The following is a 15759-nucleotide window of genomic DNA, read 5'->3' as shown; positions in this document are numbered from 1 at the left end:
ATCCAAAAAGGAACTGGTTGTTAACTACTAATCGATTTATTTCGCGGTCTCGGCGCGGCACAATAGTGACAATTACATTTGTCGAGCAACCGAAATGAGCAGTTATCAACTAAAACAATGGATCTATACCGAGCGCCCACAGGGCCGGGTTGGCCCTGAACATTATCAATTACAGCAAACAGAATTTTCACCAGAGCTTAGTGATAATGAAGTGCTGTTAGAAACTACCTACATTTCTGTTGATCCCTACATGCGTATTCAACAAGCAGCCAAACCTACTTGGGAGCAGCCTCACCCACTAAACACGGCTCAAGGCGCTGCTACCGTTTCGAGAATTATCGAAACTAACAACAGTGCATTTGCCCTTGGCGACTATGTGGTGGGTTATACCGGTTGGCAAACGCATGCCAAAGTTCATGGCAGCGAAATTCAAAAAATTGAATCAGATACGTTTGACTTAACTACCGCTCTCGGCGTGTTAGGCATGCCCGGTCGCACGGCTTGGTTTGGCCTAATGGAAGCGGGTAAACCTCGCGCTGGTGAAACGGTTGTGGTATCTGGCGCCGCTGGCGCGGTAGGGTCATTAGTTGCTCAATTTGCACTAAAAAGTGGTTGTAAGGTCATTGCATTGGCGGGGACTGAACAAAAGTGTCAGTGGCTAACTAACTTAGGCGTGCACCATAGTTTAAACTACAAAGACTTTGCCGATGCCGCGGCACTGGCACAGCGATTAACCGAACTTGGTGGGGTCGATGTTTACTTTGATAACGTCGGCGGATTGATCACCGATGCCGTAATGGTCAGCCTTAACCTACGCGCTCGCGTGGTAATTTGTGGTCAAATTTCACAATATGATGGCGGCTTAGATACCCCGGAACTTGGCCCAAGATTCTTACACCACATGTTATATAAACGCGCCACTATCACTGGGGTTTTAGCGCGCGACTACAGCCATCGCATGAACGAAATGGTCAGTCACGTTGCGCCATGGGTCGCCGCGGGCGAAATCGAATTCAAAACCACCATCGTTGATGGTTTCGAGCAGCTACCACAAACACTAGCAGGCCTGTTTGAAGGTAAAAACACCGGCAAAGCTATTGTTAAGGTCTAATCCAAGCTAATTTGGCTAACCCGAACCGTTACTTGGCAACCGTCGCTGTGGCTAATTTCTTAAGCACTGCAGTGACTTTTGTTAACACACCATCGCAACCATTAATATTGTGGCGTTGCTTGAGGTAAGCTGGGTTATTATAAGACAGCCAAACGTTGCTGCTTTCGTCTTCTTTTATTAAGATTTTTTGCGGCAGGTCAATCGCGATATTTTGAGCGCACAGCATCAATGGTGTACCAATTTTAGGGTTACCAAAAATAATTAACTGGGTTGGTCTTAACGCTAAATTGATGCCAGCCGCATTTTTTTGATGATCAATTCGAGCAAAAATAGTGATGCCTTTGCTTTTGGCGATAGCCTCGAACCGGTTAGCCGTCTCTTGGACAGAATACGAACTTTGATAACTGACCAAATCTTGCTTAGCGTCGATAAAAAAGGCAGCAGAAAGAAATACAATGCCAAGTGGAATAAATTTAATCATAAGTTAACTAGACCTCTTTATATTAAAATAACCCCGCTGATAAATAGTCGGCTGGGGTAATGACTAACGCACAGTACTATTGTAAGTTCGCGCGAGATGTAAGTGCGCGCGCGAGTACTTACATGATTGATCATGATTGCTCATGATTGATATAGTATCGACGTTGATATTAGCAAAAGATATTGAATAACCACAACTATGTGGCCATAGCTATACTCTTTGCTCTGCTCTGCTCAACACTCTCGGATCTATATTCTGGAAACATTTCCTACCACTCAATTATTGATTTAACAGCGTGCTTAACTGGTTAGTCATCAATAGCCATTAAAGCCGCTTGATGCGCTAATATCATCTGCCGTAATCGTTGCAGTCCTTTGCCACGGTTAACTAACTTCCAAGCAATAAACGTGGAAAACGGCTGCCTAGTTTCTTGCACCTCTAAGGCAACTAAACGGCCATCTTTAAGGTAAGTTTCCACTCGTGCTATCGGTAAAAAACCAATGCCAATGCCCGCGATAATTGCTTTAATTTTATCGTGCACCGTGCCAACGTAGAAGTGTCTGCTTTGCTCAATAACATTAATGGACCAAGGCGCCTCATGCTGAGCAGAATCATGAACGATAACTGTGCGATAATCTTCAATTTCGTTATGGCTAATCGGTTGTGCCAAGCTAGCTAGCTGATGGCCCGCAGGTACTATTAACGTTTCACTGAGCTGACAATAGGGTTCTGTTCTGATGCCCTGTTGATTAGGTACCGGTGAAGGCCCGCCAACCAGTAAATCGACCCGATCGTCATTCAGCGCCTCCCAAGCACCGTTCATGACTTCTTCACTCAGATCAATTTCAATATTGGGGTGTTGATTTAAAAACTGCGCCAACACCGGTAACAACTGATCAACGTCAATGATCGAATCATAACCAATTCTTATTTTCGGCTCCCAGCCATGCGCTATCGTTTGAGTTTGTTCAGTAATTTTGCTCATAGCACCCAGTACTTTGCGCCCTTCGACCAACAAATGCCGCCCAGCAGGGGTTAATACCGAGCGGCGTCCCTGTCGCACGAACAAAGTAACAGAGAGCTGCTGTTCTAATTTCTGCACAATATAGGACAGTGCTGATGGCACTTTATTTAACTGCGCGGCCGCCGCGGCAAAACTGCCGCGACTGTCGATTGCGTCGAGCACTAATAGCGCTTCAAGGGTAATAGGAGAGCTGAGCATATCTTCACCATTAATTGTTCAAATATTTTGAACATACTAAACAAAAATCATGGGTTATTCCAATAACAAGTGTGCAATACAATAGCTGCATATCGAAACAACATCATTCTTAACCCAATTAAAGCGAGCAACCTATGAATATATCAACTCTTAAAAACATCCTAACTTCAACTGACAGCAGCGCAACCCTACCGCTACGATTAATCGCCGGTATTATTTTCACCGCTCACGGCAGCCAAAAATTATTTTCTTGGTTTGGCGGTTACGGCTTAGATGGCACTGGCCAATGGATGGAATCTATTGGTTTAGCACCCGGTTACTTAATGGCTTTAATGGCTGGCAGCGCTGAATTTTTTGGTGGTTTATTACTGATTGTCGGTTTGCTCACACGCCCTACCGCTGTCGTATTAGCAGTAACCATGATTGTTGCTATCTTTAGTACCCACATTTCTAACGGCCTATTTATGAGCAACAACGGTTTTGAGTTTGCGCTGGCATTACTCGCGATAACAGCGGCGTTAGCGGTTCAAGGTGGCGGTAAGTTTTCAATCGATAACCTAGTTGCAAGCAAGTTAAAACAGTAACCATACGACAATTTAAGCTAGCGTCTAACTTTAGGCGCTCAGCCATCACAGTTTAAAGCGAGGTATAACATGGGATTAATTATCAATGGCCAATGGGTCGACCAGTGGTACGATAGCGATCAGACTAATGGTCAGTTTGAACGTCAAGACAGTCGCTTTAGACACCAAATTTCAAGTGACAAAAACAGTCGTTATCCCGTTGAGGCTGGGCGCTACCACCTGTATGTATCATTAGCCTGTCCATGGGCCCATCGTACTTTAATATTTAGACGTTTAAAGCAGCTCGAAGATGTTATTTCGGTCAGTGTCGTGCAACCTGAAATGCTCGAAAATGGCTGGCAGTTCGGCGAACATGGCGACCCGCTGTATCAGCAAGATTATCTATATCAGCTATATCTTAAAGCTGCCCCTGATTATCAAGGGCGAGTAACAGTACCCGTGCTGTGGGACAAAAAAACGCAAACAATAGTCAATAATGAATCCAGTGACATTATTCGAATATTTAACAGCGCGTTTAATCAGCTCACCAACAATCGTGATGATTATTACCCGGAAAATCTGCAAGCAGATATCGATAAAATAAACGATAAAGTTTACCACTCAATTAACAATGGGGTTTATCGGGCAGGTTTTGCGACCAGTCAATTAGCATATAACGAAGCCTTTGAAGCGCTCTTCTCAAGTCTAGACTGGTTAGAGCAGTTGCTAGGAACGAGCAGATATTTGGTCGGTGATAAAATAACCGAAGCCGATTGGCGATTATTTACCACCTTAATTCGCTTTGATGCAATATATCATGGCCACTTTAAGTGTAATCGCAACCAGCTACGTGAGTTTCACCACATTAGTAACTATGTGCGCGAGCTCTATCAAATCAAGGGCGTCGCCCAAACGGTTGATTTGGACTATAGTAAAATTCATTATTACGCGAGCCATAGCACCATCAACCCAACCTTAATTGTACCGCGCGGCCCAAGCCATAATTTTAATGCCCCGCATAACCGAGCGCAACTTGCAGTCATTGAGTCAAACAGGAGCCAATCATGATAAAACACTATCCGTTTGGGCAATTAGGTAAAGCAAATCATGGCTGGCTTAAAGCCAATCACCACTTTAGCTTTGCTCATTACTACAACCCTCGCAGAATGGACTTTGGGACATTACGGGTGATTAACGATGATTGGGTTGCAGCTGGTCAGGGCTTTGCGCCACACTCGCATCAAAATATGGAAATAATTACCTTTGTTCGTACCGGTGAAATAGCGCATCAGGACAACCAAGGCAACAAAGGCATAACGCCAGCAGGTGAAGTGCAAGTAATGAGTGCTGGCAGCGGCATCACCCATTCTGAATATAACTTAAGTAAAGAACCATTAACCTTATATCAAATTTGGATTGAACCGAACAAGTACAATGTCAAACCCAGGTGGGACAGCAAGGCGTTCCCGCAGCAACAAAATACGGAGCATTTGCCATTATTGGTGTCGGGCTTTAGTGAAGACAAAGACCAAGCATTGTTTATTCACCAACAGGCACGAATTTTTGGTGGCAAGCTTAAAAGTGGCGCAACAATAAACCATAAAATAACAGATCAGGCTTATGTGTTGGCGTCGCAAGGCAGCATTGAGCTAATAGATAATCAGCAACGTGTTGTGTTAGAACAAGGCGATGGCGCCGAGATAACAGCCCAACAGCAGCTTGGTATTATCGCGTTAACAGATGCTGAAGTGTTAATTATAGACGTGCCAAAGTAGCGCACGTCAACTAATACCTTAAGAATAACCACCGAATTTACTCAGCAACAGGAGCCGAAAATAAACAACAGTTACGTCCTAAATCGTAAGTTAAGCAGACAAAAAATTTAGTCGTATACTTAATCTTAAATAATAATAAAGTTCAAAAATAATGTAACCCATATGTGGTGTAGATGTCGTGTACATGCGGTGTAAGTTTTGTGGGTTGATTATTACTAATAAAAGGTAATGAAATGAGCAATCCAATAATAGCAGACAATAAACCTATCGCGGTTGACCTGATAAAAGGCGATCAATATTACTTCTGTAGCTGCGGTAAATCGGCGTCACAACCATTTTGTGACGGCTCGCACACAGGTACCAGCTTTACCCCAAAACAATTCACCGCCGATGATAATGGCACCGCCTATTTATGTGCCTGCAAACACAGTAATAATATACCTTTTTGCGATGGCAGCCATAAAAAATTCACGGGTGAACAAGTCGGAAAAGAAGGCCCTGGCATTGAGGTTCAGGCCAGTAAAATGCCCGTAGCCAGCCCCACCATTGAAGAGCCTACTGTAGCTTATATTCATGAATTAGCTAACAATGGCCTAACTAAAGTCGGTCACCATGGCCCCATGACTTCAATGGGCGTGCCTCGAAACTTATTGCCCCACTGGGACGACATCCAAGTCATGGTGGCGCAGATGGCCACCAAACCACTACAAGAAGATCAACGGGTTACTACCGAACTAATTATCGGCCCCAATGCAGAAAAACCACTGCATCTCGACATTCCATTATTTGTCTCTGACATGAGTTTTGGCGCGTTATCACAAGAAGCCAAAATCGCCTTAGCCCGTGGGGCACAGCTGGCTGGTACCGGCATTTGCTCTGGTGAAGGCGGCATGTTAGCGCAAGAGCATCAAAGTAACTCTCGTTATTTCTATGAACTTGCCAGTGCAAAATTTGGTTATAAGGATCAACTGATGAAAAACATTCAGGCCTTTCATTTTAAAGGTGGTCAAGGCGCTAAAACGGGTACAGGTGGCCATTTGCCCGCCAATAAAAATATTGGTTTAATTTCAGAGGTCCGCGGATTAACCCCAGGCACCGCCGCCGTATCACCGCCAACTTTTGTCGATTTACACAGCGCGAGCGATTTTAAAGCCTTTGCCGACAAAGTTCGAAAAATCAGTGGCGGCGTACCGATTGGCTTTAAACTAAGTGCTAATCATATTGAACAAGACATTGCATTTGCGCTTGAGGCAAGCGCCGATTATATCATTTTAGATGGTCGTGGCGGTGGCACTGGGGCAGCGCCTGAAATATTTAGAGATCATATCAGTGTGCCGACCATTCCCGCACTCGCCCGTGCCAGACGTTACTTAGATCAACAAGGGGTCTCAGGCCAAGTGACTTTAATTATTACCGGCGGCCTGCGCACCCCAATTGATTTCGTTAAAGCACTGGCGCTAGGAGCTGACGGCGTGGCAATTTCCAATAGTGCGATGCAAGCCATTGGCTGTGTGGGTGCCCGCATGTGCAACACCAACAATTGCCCGGCGGGCATTGCGACGCAAAACCCAGAATTAAGACAACGGCTTAATGTCGATGATGCGGCGCTTAAATTGAAGAATTTTTTTCTCGCATCAACCGAACTCATGCAGGTGATGGCACGCGCTTGCGGTCACCACCGGCTCAGTGATTTTAACAAAAATGACCTAGCAACTTGGCACCACGAAATGGCAAAACTCGCCGGTATTAGTTTTTCGGGGTATCACGATCCCTCTCAGTATTAACAAGTCGTAAACCAAGCAATCAAAGACGCGCCTGTGCCAACGGCGCGTCTTTGATAACATTAAGCGATGTCAGATTCCACGACGGCGGCAGGTTTTCGAATAAATAATAGCAAAGGCTGCTCTTGCTCATTCGCTACTTTTGATAACTTATCAATATAACCTTGCTTTAATACCGTGCCTTGCGTTAATAAGATGCCATGTTTACTATTTTCCAGATCTTTGGTTAAGACCCAGTCGGTGCCTAACCCCGTCAAATCGGCGGCAAACTCCAAAAACTCATCTTCAGTGGCAGGCAGCACAGCCATCATCTTAAGAAACAGCTCAACGACGGTCTTATCCAACGTGTTATTCACTTGGGCCGCGATAAGTTGCTTGGCACGTTCAACCGAAATATGCGCCTTAGTTTGTCGACCAAGCACTAAGTTATCAAATGCGATAACAACCGCTAATATTTTCGATCCCAGTGGCACCGATTCGGCGCTGTGATTTGGTTCGGTTAAATTATTAAATGGTTGAGCTATGTGTTTTATGATTTTCACAACATCAACTAATTGGCTGATCTTGGACAGCATGGTGACAGACTGTTCAAAAAAATGATTTAGGCTGGTCTGTTGATGCGGCGACAGCTGATCATAAGGCTGTTCGAGTACCTGCTGCGGCAGCGCTAGTTTTCCTGTTTCGTACAATAAGCCAGCCACATAAATTTGATAGGCGGTAAGCGGATCGCAACCAATTTTTAACGCTAAGTAACGCGCCTGAGCGCCAACCCGATAATTATGGCCTGTGCGATCTTGGGTATGCATTGCAATGCTGTCGGCGTAAATTTCAATGAAGACATTAAAATTTTTCTTCAAGCGCAGCAGCTGGCGTTGTTGCTTGTTAACATCAGCCACCATCGACGCATTTTTCTGACTAAGTTCAACATTTTTTATATGATTAACTTTTAATAAGCGCAGTGACTTAATTTCATCTTGATAAGATTTTTCTGCCGCATGCAATTGGCTGATTAAATCTTTGTTGTCCCAGGGTTTTGCAAAATAATGACTAATTTTCCCATCGTTTACAGCGGCCACAGTAAGGTCGATATCCGAATGTCCAGTCAATAAAAACCGCCGACTACGCGGGTTTATCTTTGAAATTAGGGTCAAAAAAGTTGCACCATCCATCACCGGCATGCGCATGTCAGACAAGACTAATGGCACAGGATTCTCACGATAAAACTCTAACGCCTTAACCGGTTCACTAAACAAAAATAACTCGAACTGGGTTCTAAGTATTCTTCTTAGTGCATTTAACACTTCCGGTTCATCATCCAAGATTAATAGCGATGTTTTATTCATAGCATTCCCTAGTTATCAATCGTAACGGTTTAATCTATTTATAACATACAAAATAACGGTTTGAATAACTTCTACGACAGATAATCAACGACTGCTGCTTGAATTAATAATAAAAATCCGTCGTTAATATTTTGTTTATTCACCTTACTTAATCGTTTAGACTAGAGATGAAGGCAAATTAACAGGAGGTTTTTTATGCTAGGCTCACCATCGTTCGAGGCACAACAGCCACCGGTATTATTACTGGTAGATGATGATAAAAACGTGCTCGACGCATTAAAAAGGACATTAAGAGGCGTTAATGCAACCATCGTAAGCTATCAATCGCCGATTGCTGCACTCGAATTTTGTCAACAAACCCCTCCTACCGTCGTGATATCTGATCAACAAATGCCCGAGTTGGCAGGTTGTGAATTGCTGAGTAAAATACAGGCGTTATGGCCACAGTCAATAAGAATCATTTTATCGGCCTATCAAGATTTTAAAAATGTATCAAGCGGGTTTAACTCCGGCGCTATCGACCGCTACATCAGCAAGCCTTGGGATAATCAGGAATTAAAATTCATCGTTAACAAAGCACTCGCGACCCTGCCCGATGAAAACGCAATCAATAGAACGCAACAGCAGCAGTTAGACCTTAGCCCTGTTACTTTCCATTCAATGCTTGCGGGTGATCCCGCGATGAAGACGTTATTTACCAGCATTGAGCAGGCAGCAAGCTCCAACGCCCCGATATTTATTACCGGTGAAACAGGAACGGGCAAAGAACTGGTCGCGAAAGCTTGCCATGAAGAGGGTTTTCATCAACAGCAACCCTTTCTTGCCGTTAATTGCGCTAACTTCACCGAAGAACTGATGGAGTCGCAATTATTTGGTCATGTCAGAGGCGCATTTACCGGTGCCGCAACCGCTCACGAAGGAGTATTGGCAGCGGCTAAAAATGGCACCTTGTTTTTAGACGAAATCACCACTTTATCAAAACCATTGCAAGCAAAGTTATTACGAGTGGTGCAAGAGCGCGAGTTTATCCCGTTGGGCAGCACTAAAGTTGAAAAATTTCACGCTAAACTGATCTCGGCATCCTCAAACTCGATACGTGATGCGGTAGTTAATGGCGAATTTCGCGAAGACTTATTTTATCGACTCAACATTATTACTTTTAGTTTGCCAGCGTTAAGAGACCGCGGCAGCGACAAGCTGTTAATTGCGCGCCATTACTTAAAAAAATATTCGGCCATCGAAAAAAAGGATTTTTTAGGATTTTCTAAAGGCTGTCAAAAAATAATAGATCAATATCAGTGGCCTGGTAATGTGCGCCAGCTAGAGAATGTTATTCACGGTATTATCATTTTAAATAATGGGCTTAAAATCAACTCGCAAATGATCATTAATGCCTTATCGACCACCATTTGCACGCTAGAGAACCAGCAAATGTTGGCGGCGTTGCGCGAGACAAAGTCGCCCTACCAAGCGCCGAGCTACGATCAACAGCTGCCGCAACGACATCAACCAGAGCACTTTCAGCCAGCACATCAGCAACCAGAACACCGTCTAGCAGAGCAGCAAGACCACCCGTTACCAACAAGTCATGGTATTTCCCCGCTGTGGTTAGTTGAAAAACTGGCGATTGAACAGGCTATATCTTACTGCCAAGGCAACGTGCCACAAGCAGCTGCCTTGTTAGAGGTGAGTCCCTCAACAATTTACCGAAAAAAACAAAGCTGGGAACAATAGACCATACTACCAACGGACCGTACCACCAGCAGTCTTTGAGACTGCCTAAGCTTCCGGTTGGCTAATCGGTAGATATATCGAAAAACAGCTGCCCTGATCAATCTCAGAACGCACACTAATATAACCGTGATGGCGTTCAATAATACTATAGCTAATCGCTAAACCAAGCCCAGTTCCTTGGCCTGGCGCTTTGGTGGTATAAAACGGGGTAAATATTTGATCTAATTGATCCTTCTCCATGCCCATGCCAGTATCTTCAACTTCAACCACAATGTGTGACCCGCTAACGAAGCTGCGAATGGTGATTTCGCCGCGCTCATTAATCGCCTGACTCGCATTAACCAACAGATTTAAGATCACCTGATTAATTTGCCCAGGATACCCTTCAATGTCAGGTAACATCCCCAACTCTATCTTGATATCGGCAACATATTTCAACTCATTTTCAACCACAATCAGAGTCGCCTCAATGCCTTCATTAATATTAATGATTTGTGGATCGGGCAGATCTTTACGGGCAAAGGTTTTTAGCCCTTGCACGATAGTAGCAACCCGCTCAACCCCTTCAATGCCCGACGACGTTAATTGCGTTACATCACTTAGAATATACTTGATGTCATATTTAACTAATAGTTGCTCAAACTTATCTGGATCGACACTACTGTGATTCGATATTTCGTTAATAAATTGCTCGACCTGTTCTAGATAATCTTGCAATACCTCAAGATTACATTTGATATAAGAAATAGGATTATTAATTTCATGCGCAACCCCAGCTGACAGCACCCCTAAGCTGGCTAATTTTTCAGATTGAATCACCTGAGCCTGACTCAGCCGCAAGTCTTCATGCACCTTAGACAACTCAACAAATGAGTCTCGCAACTCAGTTTCACGACTTTTCACTTGCTTAGCCATGGTATTGAAATTATGAAAAAGATTAGAAAATTCAGATATTTCTAATTGCTCATTAAGATTTTCATAGCTATTGTCTTGCGATATATTATCGGTCGCCAGCGATAGCAACTTTAACGGCCGCACAAATAACTTGCTGCCATAGAAATAAGCGATCGCGGTCGACACTAAAATTGAAAAGACAATCAACGAAATAAGCTCAATAACAATTTCATAAACCTCGTTATTTATCGCCGATTCATTAACCGTAAACTGTAACGAAATACCGGTATCGGGCCATTGTATATTATGCTTACGCCCTTCAATTGCCTCACCTACGGTTAACAATATTTGCTTATTTCTCAATAAGCTCAAACCAAGATTATTCGAATAATTAGCAAAACTTAAATGACTGGCAATATCAGCAATCGGAATAAAGGTAATGACAATACCTTCAACCTGGTTGTTATAAGCGACAGGAGCCGCCAATAACCAATAATGGGCGTGGTCAATCTGTGTGACCGAAATATGTTGATTTAACTGGCCTGCTAAAATCAATTCGACCCAAGCTTGTTGTTGCCATGCACCGGTAAGCGATGACTGAGTGATGTAAACAATATCACCCGAAAAATCGAGTAAACTCTGCTGGTATTTTTGCCCCAGCATAGTTAACGACGCAAGATGATCAATAATAATACCGCGATTTTCCTCTGGCTGCATTAGGCTTTGAATAATCACAGGCCCCGCTGCCTGATCTTTTAATACCGCCATATGCTGATTAAGAAACAGCAAAAAAGTATCACTAATAGCACTAGTTTCTCCTTCAACCAGCTGTTCTTGCTGCCTTTGCATTGAATCTATCACCCGATTAATCACCAACACGGTGCTTAATAAGCCTAAGATCAGCAAACTGATGAATACAAATCGTGCTAATGCGTAGGATATATTGATTTTTTTCATCTTTACACGCGCTTATTTTATCAAAATAACGTCATTATTGAGGCCATAATACCCCATTAAATAGTCAGGTTGCGATAACGCCTCATGACCATCTTGATTCGACGCTGTTACTGGGGAAAAAGGTCGTTTATAGGTCTTTATCAATCCGTCTACCGGATTTTTTAAATTCTCTAATGCCTGATGAATCGCCCGTCGGTCAGCAACGACCTCACCGGTTAATTGCGCTTGATTAATGGCACTAATCAATATTTTTGTTAAATCGTAGGCATGGACAAAACCAGTCTGAGCTTTGATATCTGACGGCCCTTTAATGTCACTAAATAAGCCCTGCGCGCGTTCAAGCACCTCAACCGCTAATGGTGATGGCGATTGAGAAATAAATGAAAATTTAGTCTGAATAAACTGTAAATACTGCGGCGCTTTTAAAAAGTCGTCGATATGATTGACAAAATCGCCACCGGTAATGCCCCAATGACTACGGATTGGCAACCTAATTTCGGGCTCAAGCGCTAAAATAGCATCGGCGAATGTTTTGCCCTCGGCGGCGTTAGCGACTAAAAATATGACATCCGCACCAGAGTTATGGATATTACGCAGGTTTATTTTGGCGCCATGAATACCAAGCCCCCAGTTAAACCAAGAAACCCCGACCGGTTCAATCCCCAATTCTTTTAAGGCCTTAACCATGGTTTTATTGTTCGCTTTGCCCCAGCCAGTTTTTTCTAACAACAGATAAGGTTTTTTAAACCCCTCTTTTATCGCCGAATTTGCAATAACATAACCTGCTTTAGCGTCATCAACCGATAATCTAAAGATCCAGTTTTGGGGATCTTTTCCTCGCGTTATCGGACTTGCAGCAGCCCACGGGTCGAGCAGTAATATTTGGTTGTTATTGATAAAGCTTCTATTGGCCAACAATGGCGGTGAATGCAGACCTGAGAACACAGCTAATGCTTGCGGATTTTTAAGCACCTGTTGCAGATTCTTTTTACTGCGAGGGGTGCTGCCATGATGATTTTTTCGCACTAATTCAAACCCAAAGCCACCAGCTCTATTATTGTGCTCGGCCAATGCAGTGCGAATACCACGCTCAATCGATACCGATGAGACCTTGGTGCCGCTAAAGTCGGCATCGAGAATGATTTGGTAAGTGGATTTCTCTAGCGCCTGAGTGCTACCAGTTAGGCCAAGCAGTGTCGCGATTAAAAGTTGCTGTATTGCTTTCATCATGCTTCCTCATTTAATCCATTAATAAAAAACCGTTAGTAGATTATTGGCGAATTATCATCGCCTTGTCTAGTACTTTCAAATAACTCACCCTTGGTTGCATTTTGCAATGCTAATTAAAAATAACGTGGCTAAGTTTGCAGGCATTAAACATAACCAACTGAATAATATCATTAATACTTTTGGCATCATGTTTGCTAAGTCTAAGTATCAATCGATTAATGTGAGTATAAAAAGATGACGACCGATGGAAAAATATGGCTACTACTCGATAGCAGTAAATTTGGCGGCATAGAAACCCATGTTTTACAGTTAGCCAGAAGCTTAGCCAAGCATAAAATGTTGGTCGAAGTGGTATTTTTATCCGATTATGGCTCCCACCCTATTATGCCCTTGCTGCAACAGCACAACATTAGTTTTAGGGTACTCAAGTTTGGGTTGGTATCACTGATTAAGGCGTTTAAACAGCAACAACCCCTGCTGGTCCATACCCACGGTTATAAAGCTGGCATTTATGCCCGACTGGCGAGTTTATTATGTGCAACCACTTTGGTAAGTACCTTTCACGCAGGCGAAATTTTAAGTGGTAAGTTGGCACTTTATGACTTTGCCGATCGCATCAGTTCTTGTCTGTCACATGCCTTGATTGCCGTGAGCAGTCCAATCAATACTCGGCTTAAGCATAGATGCACCGTAGTAGACAACTTTGTCGCTATCGAGCAACAAGCATTCCCTGGCGAACAAATTGCCTTTGTTGGCCGGCTTAGTTATGAAAAAGGCCCCGACCTATTTCTACAACTATCAACTTGTTTTACCCAACGACTGTTTCATGTTTACGGTGACGGCCCTATGCGCAACGAGCTAGAACAGCAAGCGGGCAATAATCTGGTCTTTCATGGTCATCAAAGCAATATGGATCAGCAATGGCAGCATATCGGCTTATTGGTGATGCCATCTCGTCAAGAAGGTTTACCGCTCGCGGCGCTCGAAGCGATGGCCCATGGTATTCCGGTTTGTGCGTTTAATGTGGGTTCGCTTGATCGGCTAATCAATACTGACAACGGCTGGTTAGCGCCAGCTGGCGATTTACCTCGGTTGCGCCATGCTATTTCTCAATGGCTTAGCAGTTCACTAAAGTGCAAATTTGCACGTTCTCGCAGCGCCAGAAAGCGAGTGATTGTCAACTTTAGCGATATCGCTGCAATGCCAATAATTATCTCTTGTTATAACAAAGCTTTGCGCAACAACAATTCCTCCAACACGTTAATACTTAACGCCAACAAGGAGCAAAGTCATGGTGTCGAATAATCGCAAAACAACCATTTTATTTGTCCATTATGGCAGTGACTGGATTCGAGGCAGCGAACGCTGTTTATTAGACTTGCTTAACCATCTTGACCGTGAAAAATTCACCCCGATTGTTTGGTGTAATAGCCAGCTGATGGCTGAGCAAGTTCAGCAATTACAGATAGACGTCACCTGTCAATTTTTTCCATTATTATTTGGTGCTAGAACGCCACATTATGATTTTAAGGGTTTTTTCAACTTAATTAGCCAAGGCACTCAATTAATACGCCGCCATCAGATTTCGCTGATCCATAGCAACAGCGGCGCGCCTTGCCAGTGGCTTAATATCGTTGCCAGAATAACCAAGATACCACTAATTGCACATTTGCATTGCCGCTATCCACTGCGCGAACGTTTAACGTTTGGCCTGCATCATGTGTCGAAATTACTCGCCGTTAGTCATGCTGTCGCCGATCAATATCTGGCCGACTCTCTGGCGACGGCGCGGATAAGTGTGGTGCCCAATGGCATTGACCAGCAGCGGTTTGTTATTAATGACCCGCACGATATCCGGCAATTACTCGGCCTTGCCAGCGACGATTTTGTGCTGATGACAGTCGGCTCATTGATTGAACGCAAAGGCATGGATTTACTAATTACTGCGTTAGCATCGGTCCGCCAGCAAGGCGTACCGGCTAAATTAGTGATTGTCGGCGATGGCCCTTGTCGGGAGCAATTGGCGCAACAAATAACGCTAGCCAATCTCAGCGACCACGTTTTTATGCTCGGCGAACGCGCCGATATTCCGCAATTACTGCAAAGCGGCATTAATTTATTTGTTAGTGGTGCCATTGAGGAAGTTTTCGGCCTGGTATTAGCAGAAGCTGGGTTGCAGCAAATTCCGGTGATAGCCCCTGCAGTTGACGGTATCCCCGAAGTAGTCGCCCATAATCACAGCGGCTTGTTGGTACCTCCGCGCGCGCCACTTCATATAGCCCAAGCAATCGAATTACTCTACTTGCAGCCCGCCTTTTGTACCCAACTGGGCGCAGCGGCTAAAAAACGAGTCGAGCAATTATTTTTAATCGAAAAAAACGTCAAGGCTATCGAGTCGGTGTACCAAACGATGCTAAGTAACAAGCGTCACGCCTTGCGTTGGCACAGCCATTGGTCAGCAACAGCTTTATTAACCAGTATTAGCCAATTTTTAATGAGCAGACTTGTCGGTCAACGCCACAAGCATAACTGATACCAATCCGCGTTGGAGGGGGATCATGTTGAGAAAATCACACATTGCTCAAGCTGAGACCCTCTCAATAGCGAGCTAGTGAGAGGATCGTAAGAGCAGTATTCGATAAATTTATCCAGCATAACAGCTCAATAA

The 15759-nt window shown here is 43.9% G+C and carries 13 protein-coding genes; 8 read left to right on the top strand and 5 right to left on the bottom strand.

Going from position 1 to position 15759, the window contains the following annotated elements; genetic code table 11:
* Window positions 1-94: 94 nt before the first annotated feature.
* Complete coding sequence (locus HRU23_07630; protein NRA54002.1) at window positions 95-1111, top strand: NADP-dependent oxidoreductase; 1017 nt, start codon at window positions 95-97, stop codon at window positions 1109-1111.
* Between the two features lie 28 nt (window positions 1112-1139).
* Here HRU23_07630 and HRU23_07625 read toward each other — a convergent pair whose 3' ends face one another.
* Together HRU23_07625 and HRU23_07620 are read right to left on the bottom strand one after the other, a co-directional pair.
* Window positions 1140-1592 (bottom strand): DUF302 domain-containing protein, encoded by a 453-nt coding sequence (locus HRU23_07625; GenBank protein ID NRA54001.1) that lies wholly within the window; start codon window positions 1590-1592, stop codon window positions 1140-1142.
* Between the two features lie 307 nt (window positions 1593-1899).
* A complete protein-coding gene (locus HRU23_07620) occupies window positions 1900-2814 on the bottom strand; it encodes a LysR family transcriptional regulator (GenBank protein ID NRA54000.1) in 915 nt (304 codons plus the stop codon).
* 134 nt (window positions 2815-2948) lie between these two features.
* Here HRU23_07620 and HRU23_07615 point away from each other — a divergent pair, with 134 nt between their 5' ends.
* From HRU23_07615 to HRU23_07600, 4 genes are all read left to right on the top strand, one after another.
* Window positions 2949-3398, top strand: coding sequence for a DoxX family protein (locus tag HRU23_07615; protein NRA53999.1), 450 nt, complete (start codon window positions 2949-2951; stop codon window positions 3396-3398).
* Between the two features lie 69 nt (window positions 3399-3467).
* On the top strand, window positions 3468-4445 hold the full coding sequence (locus HRU23_07610; protein NRA53998.1) for a glutathione S-transferase family protein: 978 nt from the start codon (window positions 3468-3470) through the stop codon (window positions 4443-4445).
* On the top strand, window positions 4442-5152 hold the full coding sequence (locus HRU23_07605; protein ID NRA53997.1) for a pirin family protein: 711 nt from the start codon (window positions 4442-4444) through the stop codon (window positions 5150-5152). Before HRU23_07610 ends, HRU23_07605 begins: the two co-directional genes overlap by 4 nt.
* Window positions 5153-5385: 233 nt before the next feature.
* Window positions 5386-6936: a CDGSH iron-sulfur domain-containing protein gene (locus tag HRU23_07600; GenBank protein ID NRA53996.1), complete on the top strand. Its 1551-nt coding sequence runs from the start codon at window positions 5386-5388 to the stop codon at window positions 6934-6936.
* Between the two features lie 59 nt (window positions 6937-6995).
* Here the strand turns inward: HRU23_07600 and HRU23_07595 are convergent, their stop codons facing one another.
* Window positions 6996-8276, bottom strand: coding sequence for a response regulator (locus HRU23_07595; GenBank protein NRA53995.1), 1281 nt, complete (start codon window positions 8274-8276; stop codon window positions 6996-6998).
* Window positions 8277-8471: 195 nt separating this feature from the next.
* Here HRU23_07595 and HRU23_07590 point away from each other — a divergent pair, with 195 nt between their 5' ends.
* Entirely contained in the window at window positions 8472-10010 is a 1539-nt protein-coding gene (locus HRU23_07590) for a sigma-54-dependent Fis family transcriptional regulator (protein ID NRA53994.1), read from the top strand.
* A gap of 45 nt (window positions 10011-10055) precedes the next feature.
* On the opposite strand, the gene HRU23_07585 is transcribed toward HRU23_07590, so the two are convergent.
* Both HRU23_07585 and HRU23_07580 read right to left on the bottom strand, forming a co-directional pair.
* The gene (locus HRU23_07585) at window positions 10056-11861 is read right to left on the bottom strand and encodes a two-component sensor histidine kinase (GenBank protein NRA53993.1); all 1806 of its coding nucleotides are present in this window, start codon (window positions 11859-11861) and stop codon (window positions 10056-10058) included.
* A 12-nt stretch (window positions 11862-11873) separates the two neighbouring features.
* On the bottom strand, window positions 11874-13091 hold the full coding sequence (locus HRU23_07580) for an ABC transporter substrate-binding protein (GenBank protein NRA53992.1): 1218 nt from the start codon (window positions 13089-13091) through the stop codon (window positions 11874-11876).
* A gap of 234 nt (window positions 13092-13325) precedes the next feature.
* On the opposite strand from HRU23_07580, the gene HRU23_07575 reads away from it, so the two are divergent.
* The gene (locus HRU23_07575; GenBank protein NRA53991.1) at window positions 13326-14396 is read left to right on the top strand and encodes a glycosyltransferase family 4 protein; all 1071 of its coding nucleotides are present in this window, start codon (window positions 13326-13328) and stop codon (window positions 14394-14396) included.
* Window positions 14383-15624 carry a glycosyltransferase family 4 protein gene (locus HRU23_07570; protein ID NRA53990.1) on the top strand — a complete coding sequence of 414 codons (1242 nt, stop codon included), beginning with the start codon at window positions 14383-14385 and terminating at the stop codon, window positions 15622-15624. Before HRU23_07575 ends, HRU23_07570 begins: the two co-directional genes overlap by 14 nt.
* The last annotated feature ends 135 nt before the right edge of the window (window positions 15625-15759 follow it).

The sequence above is a fragment of the Gammaproteobacteria bacterium genome (assembly GCA_013214945.1).
GTDB lineage: Bacteria > Pseudomonadota > Gammaproteobacteria > Enterobacterales > Psychrobiaceae > Psychrobium.
This window is presented reverse-complemented; position numbering and strand designations above follow the sequence as displayed.

Coding starts and splice junctions, on each gene's coding strand:
- HRU23_07630 (NRA54002.1), top strand. CDS start 95: ATGAGCAGTTATCAACTAAAACAATGGATCTATACCGAGCGCCCACAG.
- HRU23_07625 (NRA54001.1), bottom strand. CDS start 1,592: ATGATTAAATTTATTCCACTTGGCATTGTATTTCTTTCTGCTGCCTTT.
- HRU23_07620 (NRA54000.1), bottom strand. CDS start 2,814: ATGCTCAGCTCTCCTATTACCCTTGAAGCGCTATTAGTGCTCGACGCA.
- HRU23_07615 (NRA53999.1), top strand. CDS start 2,949: ATGAATATATCAACTCTTAAAAACATCCTAACTTCAACTGACAGCAGC.
- HRU23_07610 (NRA53998.1), top strand. CDS start 3,468: ATGGGATTAATTATCAATGGCCAATGGGTCGACCAGTGGTACGATAGC.
- HRU23_07605 (NRA53997.1), top strand. CDS start 4,442: ATGATAAAACACTATCCGTTTGGGCAATTAGGTAAAGCAAATCATGGC.
- HRU23_07600 (NRA53996.1), top strand. CDS start 5,386: ATGAGCAATCCAATAATAGCAGACAATAAACCTATCGCGGTTGACCTG.
- HRU23_07595 (NRA53995.1), bottom strand. CDS start 8,276: ATGAATAAAACATCGCTATTAATCTTGGATGATGAACCGGAAGTGTTA.
- HRU23_07590 (NRA53994.1), top strand. CDS start 8,472: ATGCTAGGCTCACCATCGTTCGAGGCACAACAGCCACCGGTATTATTA.
- HRU23_07585 (NRA53993.1), bottom strand. CDS start 11,861: ATGAAAAAAATCAATATATCCTACGCATTAGCACGATTTGTATTCATC.
- HRU23_07580 (NRA53992.1), bottom strand. CDS start 13,091: ATGATGAAAGCAATACAGCAACTTTTAATCGCGACACTGCTTGGCCTA.
- HRU23_07575 (NRA53991.1), top strand. CDS start 13,326: ATGACGACCGATGGAAAAATATGGCTACTACTCGATAGCAGTAAATTT.
- HRU23_07570 (NRA53990.1), top strand. CDS start 14,383: ATGGTGTCGAATAATCGCAAAACAACCATTTTATTTGTCCATTATGGC.